We start from the raw sequence: 14,639 nt of genomic DNA, 5'->3' as shown, positions 1-14,639 counted from the left end.
AACGATGGCGCGTCTCGTCCATCTGACGGCCATGCCCAAAGCTGCCGTCAAAGTTCCCCAAGCCCCGCACGCGCTTCTGCGCGGGCCTTTGCGCGATCTGGCGAACCGGGTTCAACTTGGCAGCGATGCCCCCCGCGCGCAGGAACGGATCTGGATCGACCCCTCCCGCCTGAGCCGCATCTATACGCGCAACCCGGCCACCACGCCCGATTTCCGCCGCCGCCATTCCGGCATGGTGATCGGCGGCGATTGGGACCGGCATATCGAACCGCTCGACCGCTCGTGGAAGATCGCAGCCTGCCTTGCGCATTTCCGCAATGGCGTTCCGTGGGCGCAAACCAAGGCCTTTCCCAAGATGCAGGCAATGATCGCGCTGCGCGGCAGCTTCGATTCCTGCCGCACGGACCAGGACATTCGCGACCGCTATGCCCGGATCGACACGCTTTTTGCGGATATCGAACGCAACGGCTATCGCGACGAAACCGTCTGGCGTTTCGGCGCCCCGCGCCTGCCCGAAGGCGTGTTCGTGCATATCGACCGCAACGGCGCTCCGATTTTCGGCGCCATCGGCAATCACCGCATGGGCATCGCCCGCGCGCTCGGCCTGACGCGGATCCCGGCGCAGCTTGGCGTGGTGCACCCCGAGGCATTCGCCGCAGGCGCGCTGGCCCGCTACCGGGACGGTGCGGCATGAACGCGCTACGTCAATCCATCAGCGCAGGCGTGCCCGTCAAGGTCGCGCGCGATATCGCGAACCGCCTGCGCTACGGGCCGGAGGCGCCGAGGAGCGACGAGTTGATCTGGATCCGCCCGCGCGACGTGCCCGCCTGGTATAAGGCCGATCCCGAAAACGGCGCACCGGTATTCCGCCGGCGCCATTCCGGCTTGATCGCGAGCGGCGACTGGGATCTTTCGCGCCGGCCCTATGGCAGCCATATCAAGCTCGACAGCATCCGCCTGCATTTTGAGGAAGGCGTGCCATGGCAGGAAACGCCGCTTTTCGCCTTCATGCTGGAACAGCTTGCCGAAAAGGGCCGCGTCGATTCCTGCCATTCGCGCGAAGAACTCGTTGCGCGCTATGAGCGGCTGGACCGGATCTACGAGGAGGCACAACGCAGCGGCACCCTGCGCCCGCATGGCAGCGTCAATAACACGCGCCGCGAACATGGCGGCATCCTCGTGCATATCGCGCGCGATGGAACGCCGCTGCGCAACGGCGGCGGAATGCACCGGTTCGCGATAGCCCATCTGCTCGATCTGGAAAAGATCCCGGCGCAGCTTGGCGTGCTGCATAAGGACGCCTGGGATGCAGGCATCCTGCAAAAGCTGCGCCAGCCGCCCGGCTAGTTGGTGATGATCTCCGGGCCCATGAAAGTGGTCGGCAGGAAGGTCGAGAGCCAGGGGATATAGGTCACCATGATAAGAAACACGAACATCACGCCCAGGAACGGCAAGGCCGCGCGCACGACGCGCATCATCGGCATCCCCGCCACCCCAGAGGTGACGAAGAGGTTGAGCCCCACTGGCGGCGTGATCATCCCGATCTCCATGTTGACCACCATGATGATCCCGAGGTGAATGGGATCGATGCCAAGCTCGATGGCGATGGGAAAGACCAGCGGCGCGACGATCACGATGAGCCCCGACGGCTCCATGAACTGCCCGCCGATGAGCAGGATCACGTTGACGATGATCAGGAACACCACAGGCCCGAACCCGGCATCCAGCATCGCCGCGGCGATGGATTGGGGGATCTGCTCATCCGTCAAAACATGCTTGAGGATCAGCGCGTTCGCGATGATGAACATCAGCGTCACGGTAAGCTTGCCCGCCTCGAACAGCGTGTCTTTCGTGTCGCGGTGGAAAAACACGGTGACGAGCGCGATGGGCTTTTGCAGCAGGTTCAGGTTCGGCGCCCCGTCCTTGCCGGCAAGCGGTCCCATGTCGCGATAGACGAAACTGGCGATCAGGAAGGCATAGACGGCGGCGACCGCGGCGGCCTCTGTCGGGGTGAAGATGCCGCCATAGATTCCGCCCAGGATGATGACGATCAGGAACAGCCCCCATCCGGCATCGCGCCCGGCCTCCCAAACCTCGCCCCAGCCCTTCCAGTCGCCCTTCGGCAAATCGCGGATGCGGGCGATGATGTAGATCGCAAGCATCAGCATCGTGCCGGCCAGCAGCCCCGGGATCACCCCCGCAAGAAACATCCGCCCGACCGACACGTCGGTCGCCGAGGCATAGACCACCATCACGATGGAAGGCGGGATGAGGATGCCGAGCGTGCCGGCATTGGCGATCACCCCGGCCGCAAAATCCTTGGAATAGCCCACCTGCCGCATTCCGGCGATCACGATGGAGCCGATGGCCACCACCGTCGCCGGAGACGAGCCCGACAGCGCCGCGAAGAGCATGCAGGCAAAAACCCCCGCGATCGCCAGCCCGCCGGGAAAATGCCCGACGATGGCGATGGAGAACCGGATGATCCGCCGCGCAACGCCTCCAGTGGACATGAAAGACGAGGCCAGGATGAAGAACGGAATGGCAAGCAGCGTGTAGTGCCCCGCCATCGCCTGGAACAGCGTCTGCGCGATGGACGAGAGCGAGGTGTCGCTCAGCACCAGCAGGAACAGGATCGACGAAAACCCCAGGCTGACCGCGATCGGCACGCCGATGAGCATCAGGCCGATGACCATCGCGAAGAGAATGGCGACTTCCACGCGCTCAGTCCCCCTTGTTCATGTCAGAAACCTCGTCGACGGCATCCTCGGCCTCATGGCTGACGATGAGCGACTCCGCCCGCCCCGTCCAGATGCGCCACGCCGCCTGAATGAAGCGAAAAAGCAGCAGGGCAATGCCGAAGGGAAGAATGACGTAAGGAATGAAACGCGGCAGTTTCTCGTAATGCTCGCCCTCGTTCATGATCGGCTCGATCCAGCGGAGCCATTCGGGAAAGGGAATGTCCACCACTTCGTACCAGCCGCGATAGGACGTTCGCGTCATCTCCTCGATCCCGGTCGGAAACCAGCGCCCGGTGGTCTGCGGCAAATTGGCGAAATTGGCCCAGTAATCCCAGGCGCCTTTCATCAGCAGTGCCGCGTATGCAACGCAGATCAGCGCCGCGACAAGCCCGAGCGCCCGCCGCATGGGGCGCGGCACGATGTTGATGATCGCATCGACCCCCAGATGCGCCGTGACCTTGACCGCGTAGCTGATCCCGAAAAGCACCAGCCAGGCGAACAGGAACGACGTCGCCTCCAGCCCCCAGATCAGGCCGGTGTTGAACCCGTAGCGCAGCACCACGTTGATGAAGGTGATGAGGCACATCAGCCCGAGAATGATTGCGATGCCCGTCTCCTCGATCTCGTCGACGGCACGGCCCAGCGCGCTGCGCGTTTCCGGTTGCGCTGTCATGATGGTCCCCTCCCCTCGGATCGGGCCGCCCGGCCGGTCTGACGGCCGGGCGCGCCCCTGCGCCGCGTTCAGAAGTTCTGGTTGATCTGCTGCGCCGCGTCGATGTTCTCCTGACCGACATCGTCGATGAACTGATCCCAGACCGGCTTGAACACCGCAACCCACTGCTCGCGCTGCTCGGGGCTGAGCTCGCGCACCGTGCCGCCGGCATCGATGATCGCCTGCTTGGCCTCCTGGTTCACCTTGTAGCTTTCCGCGTTGCGGGTTTCGGTCACTTCCTGAATGATCGTGGCAAGCTGGTTGCGCACCTCCTCATCGAGGCTGTCCCACCAATCCGTGCCCGTCACGACGAGGTAATCGATGATGCCGTGATTGGTTTCGGTGATACCGTCCTGCACCTCGAAGAATTTCTGACCATAGATGTTGGACCAGGTGTTCTCCTGCCCATCCACGACGCCGGTCTGCAGCGCGCCGTAAACCTCGGAAAAGGCCATCGGCTGCGGGCTTGCGCCCATCGCCGCCATCTGCGCCTTGAGTACATCGGAATTCTGCACCCGGAATTTCAGCCCCTTGGCATCGTCCGGGGTCATCAGCGGTTTGTTCGCCGACATCTGCTTCATCCCGTTATGCCAGAAGGCAAGGCCAAGCAGGCCGCGCCGCGTCATCGTCTCCTTCATCGCCTCGCCGGTCTCGGAACTCTGGAACGCGTCGACGGCCTCGATGTTCTTGAACATGAAAGGCAGATCGAAAATGCGGAACTTCTTGGTGAACTGCTCGAACTTGGACAGCGAGGGCGCGGCCATCTGCACATCGCCCTGCAGCATCGCCTCAAGCACCTGGTCGTCATTGTAGAGCGTGGAATTCGGGAACACCTCCATGCAGGCGGTGCCGTCCATCTCCTCGTTGACGCGCTCCTGCAAAAGCGAAGCAGCAATGCCCTTGGGGTGCTTGTCCGAATTGGTGACGTGGCTGAACTTGATGACAATCTCGCCATCGTCACAAGCGGCAGAGGCGGCGCTTGCCCCAAGGCTCAGGGCCGCGATGGCGGTTGCGGACATCAGAAACTGTTTCATGTTTTCCTCCCGGGGGTTTATTCGGTCAAACGAATGCGTGCCGTTCCCCCATCGGCGCGCTTGTGGCCCCAAGAAACCTTGAATGCGGCGCTCTGACAAGCGGCACCTTTATCAATCGCGTCAGAAACTCCGTTTTGACCCGCTTTACGAAACGTAAGCCGATACCTTCGCGTCCTGCCCACTCAACCCCGCGAAACCCGCTCAAGGTCGAATCGCCCGGTCGGGAAAGACGCGTATTGCGCTTCTTCTCGTCATAAATACTCGATCGCCGCCGCCAGCCGCGCAACCCGCCGTTCGGTGGAAGGCGCGTTACAGAGGCAAGGCGCTTGTCGATTTGATCTCCTCCATCGACAGCAACGCGGTGACGTTATGCACCCGCACCTCGGCGATGAGCGCCTGATAGAACGCGTCATAAGCCCGCGCATTCTTTACGCGGACCTTCAGGATATAGTCGATATCGCCCGCCAGCCGGTGTGCCTCCTGCACTTCGGGCCGGTCCTGCAAAGCTTTGAGGAAGCGCCGCTGCCAGTCGGCCTCATGCTCGCTGGTGCGGATGAGGACGAAGAAACACGCCTCGAACCCCAGCGCATCCGCGTCGAGCCGCACGGTCTGCGCACCAATGATCCCGGCCTCGCGCATCTTGCGAATCCGGTTCCAGACCGGCGTTTTCGAAGAGCCGACAGCGCGGGCGATCTCGTCGAGCGATTGCGCCGCATCGCGTTGCAGCTCGATGAGGATTTTCCGGTCTGTTCCGTCGATCTTCGCCATTGTTCCACCTTTTGCCGGTTTGCAGAACCGTCCGTTCTCGCATGACGCGCATCTAGAACGAAATTCCTTATTTTGGCAAGGCACTAGCATCTGGGTGGAATAAAATTCTACTTCTATAACCCAGAGAACGTCACCGAAAGGCCCCGCCATGCCCAAGCCCGTGCCCCAGACAGACCCGCACCCGGTCGCCTTTATCGGTGCCGGTCCGGGCGATCCCGAACTTCTGACCGTCAAGGCGCTGCGCATGTTGCAAGAGGCCGACGTCATTTTGCATGATCGGCTCGTGAGCGCGGAAATCGTCGCATTGGCCGGGCCCGATGCGCGGGTGCACGATGTCGGCAAGGAAGGGTTCGGCCCCTCCATCGCCCAGAACGCGATTAATGCACTGATGGTTTCCGAGGCGCGATCCGGTGCACGGGTCGTGCGGCTGAAATCGGGCGATCCGACCGTGTTCGGGCGGCTTGACGAGGAATTGGACGCGCTGAGCGATGCCGGGATCGGGTTCACCATCGTCCCAGGCCTGACATCCGCATCCGCCGCCGCGGCCGCGCTCGGCCAATCGCTGACCAAACGCGGGCGCAATGCCGCTGTGCGCTTTGTCACCGGCCATGACATGAAAGGCTATGCCGATCACGACTGGCGCGCGCTCGCCGCGCCCGGAGAGGTTGCGGCGATCTACATGGGCAAGCGTGCGGCACGGTTCATCCAGGGGCGCTTGCTGATGCATGGCGCAGCGCCCGGCACACCCGTCAGCATCGTTGAAAACGCCTCTCGCCCCGATGAACGCATACTCGCCAGCACGCTCGGCGCGCTTGCCGGCGATCTCGATGCCGCGTCGCTCAGCGGGCCTGCACTGCTGATCTACGGGCTAGCCCCGCGCGAGGCGGCCCGCCCCATTCTTCCGCTGCTCGAGGAGTTGATCCGATGACCAAACCGTTCACACCGAAAATCGTCACCGCGAATGCTCTGCTCGAAGGGGATGTCGTCTATCTGACCGAAGATGACAGCTGGACGCGCGATCATGCGGAGGCCGAGATACTGACCGACGAGGCGCATGCCCAGTTGCGCCTGATCGACGGAAGCCGACGGCACAACGAAGTGGTCGGGGTTTACCTCGCCGAGGTCACGCAGACGGAGAACGGCCCTGCGCCCGTGCATTTCCGCGAGGCGTTCCGGTCGCGCGGGCCGTCAAACTACAAGCATGGCAAGCAAGCCGGGAGCCTTTGAAATGTATCGCTACACCGATTTCGACGCCGAGTTCGTGGCCGCCCGCAACGCGCAGTTCCGCGCGCAGGTCGAGCGCCGCATCGACGGCAGCTTGACCGAGGACGAGTTCAAGCCGCTGCGGCTGATGAACGGGCTCTACCTGCAACTGCATGCCTACATGCTGCGGGTCGCGGTGCCCTATGGCACCCTGTCGAGCCGCCAAATGCGGCAGTTGGCGATGATCGCGGAGCGCTGGGACAAGGGCTATGGCCATTTCACCACGCGGCAGAACGTCCAGTTCAACTGGCCGCGCCTGCGCGACGTGCCGGATATGCTGGATGCGCTGGCCGAGGTGCAGATGCACGCGATCCAGACCAGCGGAAACACCATTCGAAACGTGACCGCCGACCATTTCGCGGGCGCTGCCGCCGACGAGATCGCCGATCCGCGCCCGGTGGCCGAGTTGATCCGGCAATGGTCCACCGATCACCCGGAATTCCAGTTCCTGCCGCGCAAGTTCAAGGTCGCCGTCACCGGCAGCCCGAACGACCGCGCGGTGACGCGGGCGCATGATATCGGCCTTCAGATGGTGCAGACCGATACGGGCGAGATCGGCTTTCGCGTGATCGTCGGTGGCGGTCTGGGCCGGACGCCGATGATCGGCAAGGTGCTGCGCGAGTTCCTGCCGCAAGCCGATCTGCTGCCCTATATCGAAGCAGTCGTGTCGGTCTGGAACCTGCTGGGCCGACGCGACAACAAGTTCAAGTCGCGCATCAAGATCACCGTGCATGAGCATGGAATCGATGAGATTCGTTCGCGCGTCGAGGAGCGGTTTGCGCGGATCGCACCAGGCTTTTCCGGCGTCGATCAGCAGCATCTCGCGCGCATCGCCGCCGATTTCGCGGCGCCCGCCTTTGCGGAGCGAGGTTCCGAGGTCTTCGATACCTCCTATCATAGCGATCCGGTGTTCCGCGCCTGGGCCGACAGCAATCTCGCCGAACACCGCGCGCCCGGCTATGCCATCGCGCAAATCAGCCTCAAGGCGCATGGCGCGACACCCGGCGATGCGAGCGCGCACCAGATGCGCGTCATGGCCGATCTGGCCGAACGCTACGGCCATGACGAGCTTCGGGTGAGCCATGAGCAGAATATCGTGCTGCCCCACGTGCATAAATCCGACCTTCCCGCCATTCACGCGGCACTGAAAGAAGCCGGCCTAGCAACTTCAAATATCGGCAAGATCTCCGATATCATCGCTTGCCCCGGCATGGATTACTGCGCGCTGGCCACCGCCCGATCGATCCCGGTCGCGCAGGAGATCGCGACGAGGTTCGACGAGCTGAAGCTGGAGCACGAGATCGGCGATCTGAAGATCAAGATCTCGGGCTGCATCAATGCCTGCGGGCATCACCATGTCGCGCATATCGGCATTCTCGGGCTCGACCGCGCGGGGGTGGAGAATTACCAGATCACGCTGGGCGGCGATCACACCGAAACCGCCGCGCTCGGGCAGCGCACCGGGCCGGGCTTTTCGGCAGATGAGATCGTGCCGGCCATCGAGCGGATCGTCGACACCTACCTGGCACAACGCAGCAGTCGCGAGGAGGCATTTCTGGACACGTTCCGCCGCGTCGGCATGGAGCCGTTCAAGACCGCGCTCTATGGCGAGGCAGGCCGGGCGAAGGCGGCGTGATGGCGGATTTCGACGGCCATATCGGCTCCGCATCGCCGGCGGAGCTGGGCGAAGCGCAGGACCATGTGCGCACTCTCAACGCGCGGTTCCGGCATTTCGGCACGTCCTATTTCCTCGAAGCGGTGCTGACGCGCGGGATCTTCGAGCGTGTCGCGATGGTGTCGAGCTTCGGTGCGGACTCGGCCGTTTTGCTGCACCTCATCGCGCAGATCGACCGGAGCCTGCCCGTGCTGTTCATCGACACGCGGTTGCTTTTCGCCGAAACGCTCGAATATCAGACGGAGCTTGTGGCGCATCTGGGGTTGACGGATGTGCAGGTGATCCGCGCGCCGGAGGCAACGCTTGCGGCCCGGGATCCTTATGGCGCGCTGCATCTGCGCGATCCGGATGCCTGCTGCGATCTGCGCAAGACCCGCGTTCTGGACGCGGCGCTTGAGCCATATGACGCCTGGATCACCGGGCGCAAGCGGCATCAGTCGCGCACGCGCTCGGGGCTGGATTACTTCGATCTCGATCCCGGAACGGCGCGGATCAAGATCAACCCGCTGATCGATTGGACCCCGTCGCGCATCGCGGCGCATCTCGCCGCGCACGAGCTGCCCCGGCATCCGCTCGTGGCGCGCGGCTATCCGTCTATCGGCTGCAAACCCTGCACCAGCCGCGCGGGCGCGGAGGAAGACCCCCGCGCCGGGCGCTGGCGCGGACTGGAGAAAACCGAATGTGGCCTGCACCGGGCCGAGACAACTCAAGCGAAAGGCGCAACGGCATGAGCATCATCGTCACCGACACGGGATTTCTGCGCGGCACCGACCCGGCGGCCTGGATTGCGCCGGAGCAGCGGCGCGATCTGGCGCCGGATACCGATCCGCGCGCGCTGCCCGATCTGCTGCAAGGCATGGAACTGGTGCGCATTTCCTTTCCCTCCTTCGCCGACGGGCGCGGCTTCACCCTCGCGCGGCTGGTCCGGCAAAGCGGCTATCGCGGCCATCTGCGTGCGCAGGGCCATGTGATCGCAGATCAATACACCATGGCGCGGCGCTCGGGCTTCGATGACGTGGAAATCGACGCCGATCTGGCAGCGCGCCAGCCAGAGGCGCAATGGCTCGCCCGCGCGGATTGGAAATCGCATGATTACCAATCCCGCCTGCGCGGTCGCGCCGCCTGAGACGCTTGCCCGCGCGGGTTTCGTCTGATGCAAATCAAGGTTAGACAGAAAGGACCGGTCTAAAAGGGCCGGGATTGGACATTATGACAGAGTTGACGCCCGTGACCCAAGCCTCAGCCACCGCTGCCCCCGCTACGAAAACGCTCGCCGTTCCGGACGCGGAAACCGTCACTTTCGTTAAGCACTGGACGGATAAGCTTTTTTCCTTCCGCGTGACGCGGCCGGCTTCGCTGCGCTTCCGGTCCGGCGAATTCGTCATGATCGGGCTGATGCAGACCGATCCGAAGACGGGCAAGGAAAAGCCGCTTCTGCGCGCCTATTCCATCGCGTCGCCGTCATGGGATGATGAACTGGAGTTCTACTCGATCAAGGTGCAGGACGGCCCGTTGACCAGTCGGCTCCAGCATATTCAGCCGGGCGACCAGATCATCCTGCGCCCCAAGCCTGTCGGCACGTTGGTGCATGACGCGCTGCTGCCGGGCAAGCGGCTTTGGCTTTTTGCCACCGGCACCGGCATCGCGCCCTTTGCCTCGCTGCTGCGCGAGCCGCAAACATACGAGGATTACGACGAGGTCATCCTGACCCATACCTGCCGCGAGGTAGGCGAGCTTGCCTATGGCAAGGAGTTGATCGAGACCATTCGCAGTGACGAATTGCTTGCCGAACTGATGGGCAAGGGCTTTCACGAAAAGCTGCGCTATTATCCCACGACCACCCGCGAGCAGAGCACGAAGATGGGCCGGATCACCGATTTGATGCGTTCGGGCGATGTGTTCCGCGATCTGGATGTGCCGGAGCTTTCCCCCGAAACGGATCGGGCGATGGTGTGCGGCAACCTGGCATTCAATCTGGAGATCAAGGAAATGCTTGAAGGTTACGGGCTGGAGGAAGGCGCCAATTCCGACCCCAAGCATTATGTCGTGGAGAAGGCGTTTCTGGACTGACGCGGTTGAGCCGCGCAACGAAAAAGCCGCGCCGAACTTTCTCGGTGCGGCTTTTGCTTGTTTTATGACCTGCGATCAGAAGCCCAATTCGTCGCGCAGCGCGGTAAGCAGTTTTTCGAGTTGCTCCGGGCTATCGCGCATTTCGGCAAGACCGGCCTTGGCGGTTGTTTTCGCCGTCATCGAAAGATCCGAATTGTCGATATATTCAACCGCGCGATCGTAGTCGAAATTCTCTGCCGTCAGAAATTCCGGCGCGTCCGAAACCGCATCTGCAGTGGCGTTCGCAGCATCTTCGGTCGCGGCGGCTGCATCTTCGGTGGCGGCCGCCGTGTCCTCAACCGCCTCTTCGGTCGCGTCCGCAGCGTTGTCGAGCGTCTGCTCTGTAGCGGCCGCTGCATCTTCCGCAGCTTCTTCCGTCGCCTCTGCCGCGTCTTCAGTTGCGGCGGCGGCATCGTCCAGAGCCTCGTCGGTAGCGGCAGCCGCATCGTCCGCTGCTTCGGAGACGTCCTGCATGGCGTCTTCCGTAGCCGCTTCGGCATCGTCAGCCATCTCGGCCGCTCCATCGGCCGCGTTGTCGAGCATGTCCTCGGTCGCTTCGGCCGTGTCGTCCAGCGCCTCGGAGGCGTCGATCTCGATATCGGCCTCCGCGCCCGGCTCATCCACCACGGTTGACACGTCGCCTACCACCTCGTCACCGATAGGCTCGTTGGTCGGAGCGACCACTTCCGGCGCGGGTCCGTCAAGATCGTCTTGCATGACGGCATAGATGCCGAAAGCGACGGCAATCACGACGATCAGGATTAACAGGTTTCTCATCGGATCAATGACCCCCTTTTGCTGTTGTCCCGCCGGGCCAATCCACGGCGCGTTCACCAATTGAACATCAACTGCCCCGCGGGAGCAGCATCACCTGTTCAACGCCACCCGGATGCGCCGGGTTCCGCTCAAATTGCGGTTGAAAGCCCGCGGTATCGCGTCTAATTTGCAGCCTTGATCGGAATTGCATCGAAGGAGCATCACCATAGCCCGCAGACCACATAACGCGCCGCCGACGCGCGACACCGGACCCCGCGTCAATGAACGCATCCGCGCCCCGGAAATCCGCCTGATCGGCGCGGACGGTGAGAATATCGGCGTCGTCTCGCCCGAGCGTGGGCTGGAGATGGCCGTTGAAGCCGGGCTCGACCTTGTCGAGATCTCGCCGAACGCCAAGCCGCCGGTCGTCAAGATCATGGATTTCGGCAAGTATAAGTACGAGCAGCAAAAGCGCGAATCCGAGGCGCGCAAGAAGCAGAAGATCATCGACGTCAAGGAAGTGAAGTTCCGCCCGGGAACCGACACCCACGACTATGACGTGAAGATGCGAAACGTGTACAAGTTCCTCGATGCGGGTGACAAGGTGAAGGTCACGCTGCGGTTCCGCGGCCGGGAAATGGCGCATCAGAACCTTGGCCGCGAGCTGCTGGAGCGGATCAAGGAAGACACCAAGGAGCATGGCAAGGTCGAGAACATGCCCAAGATGGAAGGTCGTCAGATGGTCATGATGATCGGCCCGCTCCCGAAATGAGCGCGGCCTCGATCGTCTGAAACGGAAAGCGGCTTTCGGGCCGCTTTTTTCGTATCCGCTGTGCCTCAGTCCGCGGTCACGTCATGGCCATAGAGCCAGTCGAACCGCCCGAGCAATTGCATCGGTGCCGCACGGCTCGCCAGACGCAGCGCGGTATGCGCGGCGAAACGGACGGGTCCGGGCGAGAGATGGTAGTTGCGCGCGTTCCTGCTCGCCGCGTCTATGACGCGCGTGGCGCGCGGCTTGCGCCGCGCCTCAAAGGCGGCCAGGCCACTTTGCAGATCGCTCGCCCGTGCGATGGCGTCTGCCAGAACCCACGCATCCTCCAGTGCCATATTGGCCCCCTGCGCCAGAAACGGCAGCGTCGGATGCGCCGCATCACCAATTATCGCGCAGCCCTTGCCGTGCCAATGGGCGGCGACGGGGTGCCGGAAAAGCCCCCAGATCCCCGGCGCTTCGGCCTGCGCCAGAAGATCGCGGACCGTATCGCCGAAGCCCGAGAAGGCACGGCGCAGGTTCTCCGGATCGTCCAATTGCGACCAGCTTTCCGCCGCCCATCCGGCGCGTTCCTCGACCGCGACGATATTGAGGACCGTGCGATCACGCAGCGGATAGGTCACGACATGGCGCCCCGCGCCCATGTGAACGCGAGCGTGATCGGGGTGGCCCACCGTGTTCGGCACGATGCAGCGCCACGCCACCTGCCCGGTGAAAAACGGCTTTTGCGGCCCGTTCAGCACCGGACGCAGTGCGGAATGTATCCCGTCGGCGCCGACGACCAGATCGGCGCCGAAGCGATCCCCGTTGGCAAGCGTGATCTCGGGGCGCGGACCGGGGCGCACGGTATCGGCCTTTTGCAACAGCCGGATCGTCACCCCATGCGCCCGCGCCGCAGATGCCAGCAGATCGACGATATCGGCGCGGTGAACGAAGAAATACGCCTGATCTTCCGGCAAACGCAGCAGATCGAGCCGCGCCACTTGGGAACCGCTTTGCCCCTCGCGCAGTGAAACCGCCCTGCCGCGCACCGAGCAAGCCTGCAGCATATCGGACAGGCCAAGCGCCTCGATCACGCGCAGCCCATTGGGCGAGACCTGAATCCCGGCGCCGACCTCGGTGATCGCGTCGGCCTGTTCGAGCACCGTGACCGATGCGCCGCGCTGCGCGAAGGCCAGCGCGGCGGCGAGCCCGCCGATCCCGCCGCCGATCACGCCGATACCCATGCCCTTCAGATCCAATGTCGTCCCCTCAAACAGGACGCGCCGGGGCGATCAGACCCCGGCGCGTATGTGTGTCGATGGCTCCGGGATCAATCGTCCCGATGCACTTTCTCGCGCCGTTCGTGCCGCTCCTGCGCCTCGAGGCTGAGCGTCGTCGTGGGACGCGCGACCAGCCGCTTGAGTGAAATCGGCTCCCCGGTCGCCTGGCAGTAGCCGAACTCGCCCTCATCGATCCGGCGCAAGGCCGCGTCGATCTTGGCGACCAGCTTGCGCTGACGGTCGCGGATGCGCAATTCGAGCGCGCGATCCGTTTCCTCCGACGCGCGGTCTGCCACGTCAGGAATATTGCGCGTTCCGTCCTGCAAACCGGCGATGGTGGATTTGCTTTCGTTCAAAAGCTCTGCCCGCTGCTCCAGAAGCTCGCGGCGGAACCATTCCACCTGGCGCTCATTCATGAACGGCTCGTCCTCGGCGGGCATGTAATCGTCTGGCAGAAAACTCTCGGCTTTCATTTTCGTCCCCTTGCCTACACCAGTATCCGACATGGATTATCCTTTCGAAATCTGGCACCCCTGCGCGCAGCACTTAACGGAAGGCCCGGGGGTTGTCACTAGCGAAAACCCCCATAAAAGCGCGAAATCCCGCGCTTGAACAATGACGGATGAGGCATTGAAAAGATGAGATTTGAAGGCACCAATACCTATGTTGCCACCCCCGACCTGATGATCGCGGTCAACGCGGCGGTGACTTTGGAGCGACCGCTTCTGGTCAAGGGCGAGCCCGGCACCGGCAAGACCGAACTTGCGCGGCAGGTGGCGGACGGGCTGGGGCTGAAGATGATCGAATGGTCGATCAAATCGACGACCCGCGCGCAGCAGGGGCTTTACGAATACGACGCCGTCAGCCGACTTCGCGATAGCCAGCTTGGCGATCCCCGGGTGAACGATGTGTCTAACTATATCCGGCGCGGCAAGCTGTGGCAGGCCTTCGACGCCGATGAGAAGGTCGTGCTGCTGATCGACGAGATCGACAAGGCGGATATCGAGTTTCCGAACGATCTTCTGCAAGAGCTCGACCGGATGGAATTTCACGTCTACGAGACCGGCGAGACGGTGCGCGCGCGGCACCGGCCCATCGTCATCATCACCTCGAACAACGAAAAGGAACTGCCCGACGCGTTCCTGCGACGTTGCTTTTTCCACTATATCCGCTTCCCGGAGCCGGACACGCTGCGCCGTATCGTGGAGGTGCATCACCCCGGCATCAAGGAGGCGCTCCTGACCACGGCGCTCACGCAATTCTACGAGCTGCGCGAAACGCCAGGGCTGAAGAAGAAACCGTCCACCTCGGAAGTGCTCGATTGGTTAAAGCTGCTGCTGGCCGAGGACCTGACGGCCGACGATCTCAAGCGCGATGGGACGAGTGCGCTGCCGAAGCTGCATGGTGCGCTGCTCAAGAACGAGCAGGATGTGCATCTTTTCGAGCGGCTGGCCTTCATGGCGCGGCGGGAGCGTCGATAGGCGGCAGATGCGTTGACGCATCTGAGCGTTTCCGTGCGGAAACGATCGGGGGGCCAGCCCCCCAATCCC

At 63.1% G+C, this 14,639-nt stretch carries 17 protein-coding genes; 10 read left to right on the top strand and 7 right to left on the bottom strand.

All coding sequences use genetic code 11. The features are described from left to right. Positions 1 to 4 precede the first annotated feature (4 nt). Positions 5 to 694: a hypothetical protein gene (locus M3465_RS10030; RefSeq protein WP_249501581.1), complete on the top strand. Its 690-nt coding sequence runs from the start codon at positions 5 to 7 to the stop codon at positions 692 to 694. Then, positions 691 to 1,347, top strand: coding sequence for a hypothetical protein (locus M3465_RS10025; RefSeq protein ID WP_249501580.1), 657 nt, complete (start codon positions 691 to 693; stop codon positions 1,345 to 1,347). The genes M3465_RS10030 and M3465_RS10025 overlap by 4 nt, the downstream gene beginning before the upstream one ends. Here M3465_RS10025 and M3465_RS10020 read toward each other — a convergent pair. From M3465_RS10020 to M3465_RS10005, 4 genes are all read right to left on the bottom strand, one after another. Then, entirely contained in the window at positions 1,344 to 2,720 is a 1,377-nt protein-coding gene (locus M3465_RS10020; protein WP_249501579.1) for a TRAP transporter large permease, read from the bottom strand. The genes M3465_RS10025 and M3465_RS10020 overlap by 4 nt on opposite strands. A gap of 4 nt (positions 2,721 to 2,724) precedes the next feature. After that, on the bottom strand, positions 2,725 to 3,414 hold the full coding sequence (locus tag M3465_RS10015; protein ID WP_249501578.1) for a TRAP transporter small permease: 690 nt from the start codon (positions 3,412 to 3,414) through the stop codon (positions 2,725 to 2,727). Positions 3,415 to 3,482: 68 nt separating this feature from the next. Further along, positions 3,483 to 4,487 (bottom strand): DctP family TRAP transporter solute-binding subunit, encoded by a 1,005-nt coding sequence (locus M3465_RS10010; RefSeq protein WP_249501577.1) that lies wholly within the window; start codon positions 4,485 to 4,487, stop codon positions 3,483 to 3,485. 309 nt (positions 4,488 to 4,796) lie between these two features. Further along, positions 4,797 to 5,255, bottom strand: coding sequence for an Lrp/AsnC family transcriptional regulator (locus tag M3465_RS10005; protein ID WP_249501576.1), 459 nt, complete (start codon positions 5,253 to 5,255; stop codon positions 4,797 to 4,799). Between the two features lie 148 nt (positions 5,256 to 5,403). Between M3465_RS10005 and cobA the strand changes: the two genes are divergently transcribed. From cobA to M3465_RS09975, 6 genes are all read left to right on the top strand, one after another. Beyond that, positions 5,404 to 6,183, top strand: a complete 780-nt coding sequence (gene cobA / locus M3465_RS10000) for a uroporphyrinogen-III C-methyltransferase (RefSeq protein WP_249501575.1) — start codon at positions 5,404 to 5,406, stop codon at positions 6,181 to 6,183. Continuing rightward, the gene (locus M3465_RS09995; RefSeq protein ID WP_249501574.1) at positions 6,180 to 6,482 is read left to right on the top strand and encodes a DUF2849 domain-containing protein; all 303 of its coding nucleotides are present in this window, start codon (positions 6,180 to 6,182) and stop codon (positions 6,480 to 6,482) included. The genes cobA and M3465_RS09995 overlap by 4 nt, the downstream gene beginning before the upstream one ends. A 1-nt stretch (position 6,483) precedes the next feature. Beyond that, on the top strand, positions 6,484 to 8,154 hold the full coding sequence (locus M3465_RS09990) for a nitrite/sulfite reductase (protein WP_249501573.1): 1,671 nt from the start codon (positions 6,484 to 6,486) through the stop codon (positions 8,152 to 8,154). Further along, positions 8,154 to 8,924 carry a phosphoadenylyl-sulfate reductase gene (locus M3465_RS09985; RefSeq protein WP_249501572.1) on the top strand — a complete coding sequence of 257 codons (771 nt, stop codon included), beginning with the start codon at positions 8,154 to 8,156 and terminating at the stop codon, positions 8,922 to 8,924. Before M3465_RS09990 ends, M3465_RS09985 begins: the two co-directional genes overlap by 1 nt. Further along, positions 8,921 to 9,319, top strand: a complete 399-nt coding sequence (locus M3465_RS09980; protein ID WP_249501571.1) for a DUF934 domain-containing protein — start codon at positions 8,921 to 8,923, stop codon at positions 9,317 to 9,319. Before M3465_RS09985 ends, M3465_RS09980 begins: the two co-directional genes overlap by 4 nt. 83 nt (positions 9,320 to 9,402) lie before the next feature. Next, positions 9,403 to 10,263, top strand: coding sequence for a ferredoxin--NADP reductase (locus tag M3465_RS09975; protein ID WP_249501570.1), 861 nt, complete (start codon positions 9,403 to 9,405; stop codon positions 10,261 to 10,263). 75 nt (positions 10,264 to 10,338) lie between these two features. Here the strand turns inward: M3465_RS09975 and M3465_RS09970 are convergent, their stop codons facing one another. Further along, on the bottom strand, positions 10,339 to 11,079 hold the full coding sequence (locus M3465_RS09970) for a hypothetical protein (protein ID WP_249501569.1): 741 nt from the start codon (positions 11,077 to 11,079) through the stop codon (positions 10,339 to 10,341). Between the two features lie 184 nt (positions 11,080 to 11,263). On the opposite strand from M3465_RS09970, the gene infC reads away from it, so the two are divergent. Then, complete coding sequence (infC, locus tag M3465_RS09965) at positions 11,264 to 11,830, top strand: translation initiation factor IF-3 (protein WP_249501568.1); 567 nt, start codon at positions 11,264 to 11,266, stop codon at positions 11,828 to 11,830. A 65-nt stretch (positions 11,831 to 11,895) separates the two neighbouring features. Here the strand turns inward: infC and M3465_RS09960 are convergent, their stop codons facing one another. Further along, positions 11,896 to 13,068: an FAD-dependent oxidoreductase gene (locus M3465_RS09960; protein WP_249501567.1), complete on the bottom strand. Its 1,173-nt coding sequence runs from the start codon at positions 13,066 to 13,068 to the stop codon at positions 11,896 to 11,898. 71 nt (positions 13,069 to 13,139) lie between these two features. Further along, positions 13,140 to 13,562: an RNA polymerase-binding protein DksA gene (gene dksA, locus M3465_RS09955; RefSeq protein WP_249501566.1), complete on the bottom strand. Its 423-nt coding sequence runs from the start codon at positions 13,560 to 13,562 to the stop codon at positions 13,140 to 13,142. Positions 13,563 to 13,727: 165 nt separating this feature from the next. On the opposite strand from dksA, the gene M3465_RS09950 reads away from it, so the two are divergent. After that, the gene (locus M3465_RS09950) at positions 13,728 to 14,570 is read left to right on the top strand and encodes an AAA family ATPase (RefSeq protein WP_249501565.1); all 843 of its coding nucleotides are present in this window, start codon (positions 13,728 to 13,730) and stop codon (positions 14,568 to 14,570) included. Positions 14,571 to 14,639: the final 69 nt, after the last annotated feature.

Origin of the sequence: Marivita sp. GX14005 (assembly GCF_023370775.1) — a bacterium.
Classification (GTDB): Bacteria; Pseudomonadota; Alphaproteobacteria; order Rhodobacterales; family Rhodobacteraceae; genus Marivita.
This window is presented reverse-complemented; position numbering and strand designations above follow the sequence as displayed.

Bases quoted from the DNA above. Each gene is read 5' to 3' on its own strand.
- M3465_RS10030 (WP_249501581.1), top strand. From the start codon at position 5: ATGGCGCGTCTCGTCCATCTGACGGCCATGCCCAAAGCTGCCGTCAAA.
- M3465_RS10025 (WP_249501580.1), top strand. From the start codon at position 691: ATGAACGCGCTACGTCAATCCATCAGCGCAGGCGTGCCCGTCAAGGTC.
- M3465_RS10015 (WP_249501578.1), bottom strand. From the start codon at position 3,414: ATGACAGCGCAACCGGAAACGCGCAGCGCGCTGGGCCGTGCCGTCGAC.
- M3465_RS10010 (WP_249501577.1), bottom strand. From the start codon at position 4,487: ATGAAACAGTTTCTGATGTCCGCAACCGCCATCGCGGCCCTGAGCCTT.
- M3465_RS10005 (WP_249501576.1), bottom strand. From the start codon at position 5,255: ATGGCGAAGATCGACGGAACAGACCGGAAAATCCTCATCGAGCTGCAA.
- cobA (WP_249501575.1), top strand. From the start codon at position 5,404: ATGCCCAAGCCCGTGCCCCAGACAGACCCGCACCCGGTCGCCTTTATC.
- M3465_RS09995 (WP_249501574.1), top strand. From the start codon at position 6,180: ATGACCAAACCGTTCACACCGAAAATCGTCACCGCGAATGCTCTGCTC.
- M3465_RS09990 (WP_249501573.1), top strand. From the start codon at position 6,484: ATGTATCGCTACACCGATTTCGACGCCGAGTTCGTGGCCGCCCGCAAC.
- M3465_RS09985 (WP_249501572.1), top strand. From the start codon at position 8,154: ATGGCGGATTTCGACGGCCATATCGGCTCCGCATCGCCGGCGGAGCTG.
- M3465_RS09980 (WP_249501571.1), top strand. From the start codon at position 8,921: ATGAGCATCATCGTCACCGACACGGGATTTCTGCGCGGCACCGACCCG.
- M3465_RS09975 (WP_249501570.1), top strand. From the start codon at position 9,403: ATGACAGAGTTGACGCCCGTGACCCAAGCCTCAGCCACCGCTGCCCCC.
- M3465_RS09970 (WP_249501569.1), bottom strand. From the start codon at position 11,079: ATGAGAAACCTGTTAATCCTGATCGTCGTGATTGCCGTCGCTTTCGGC.
- dksA (WP_249501566.1), bottom strand. From the start codon at position 13,562: ATGAAAGCCGAGAGTTTTCTGCCAGACGATTACATGCCCGCCGAGGAC.
- M3465_RS09950 (WP_249501565.1), top strand. From the start codon at position 13,728: ATGAGATTTGAAGGCACCAATACCTATGTTGCCACCCCCGACCTGATG.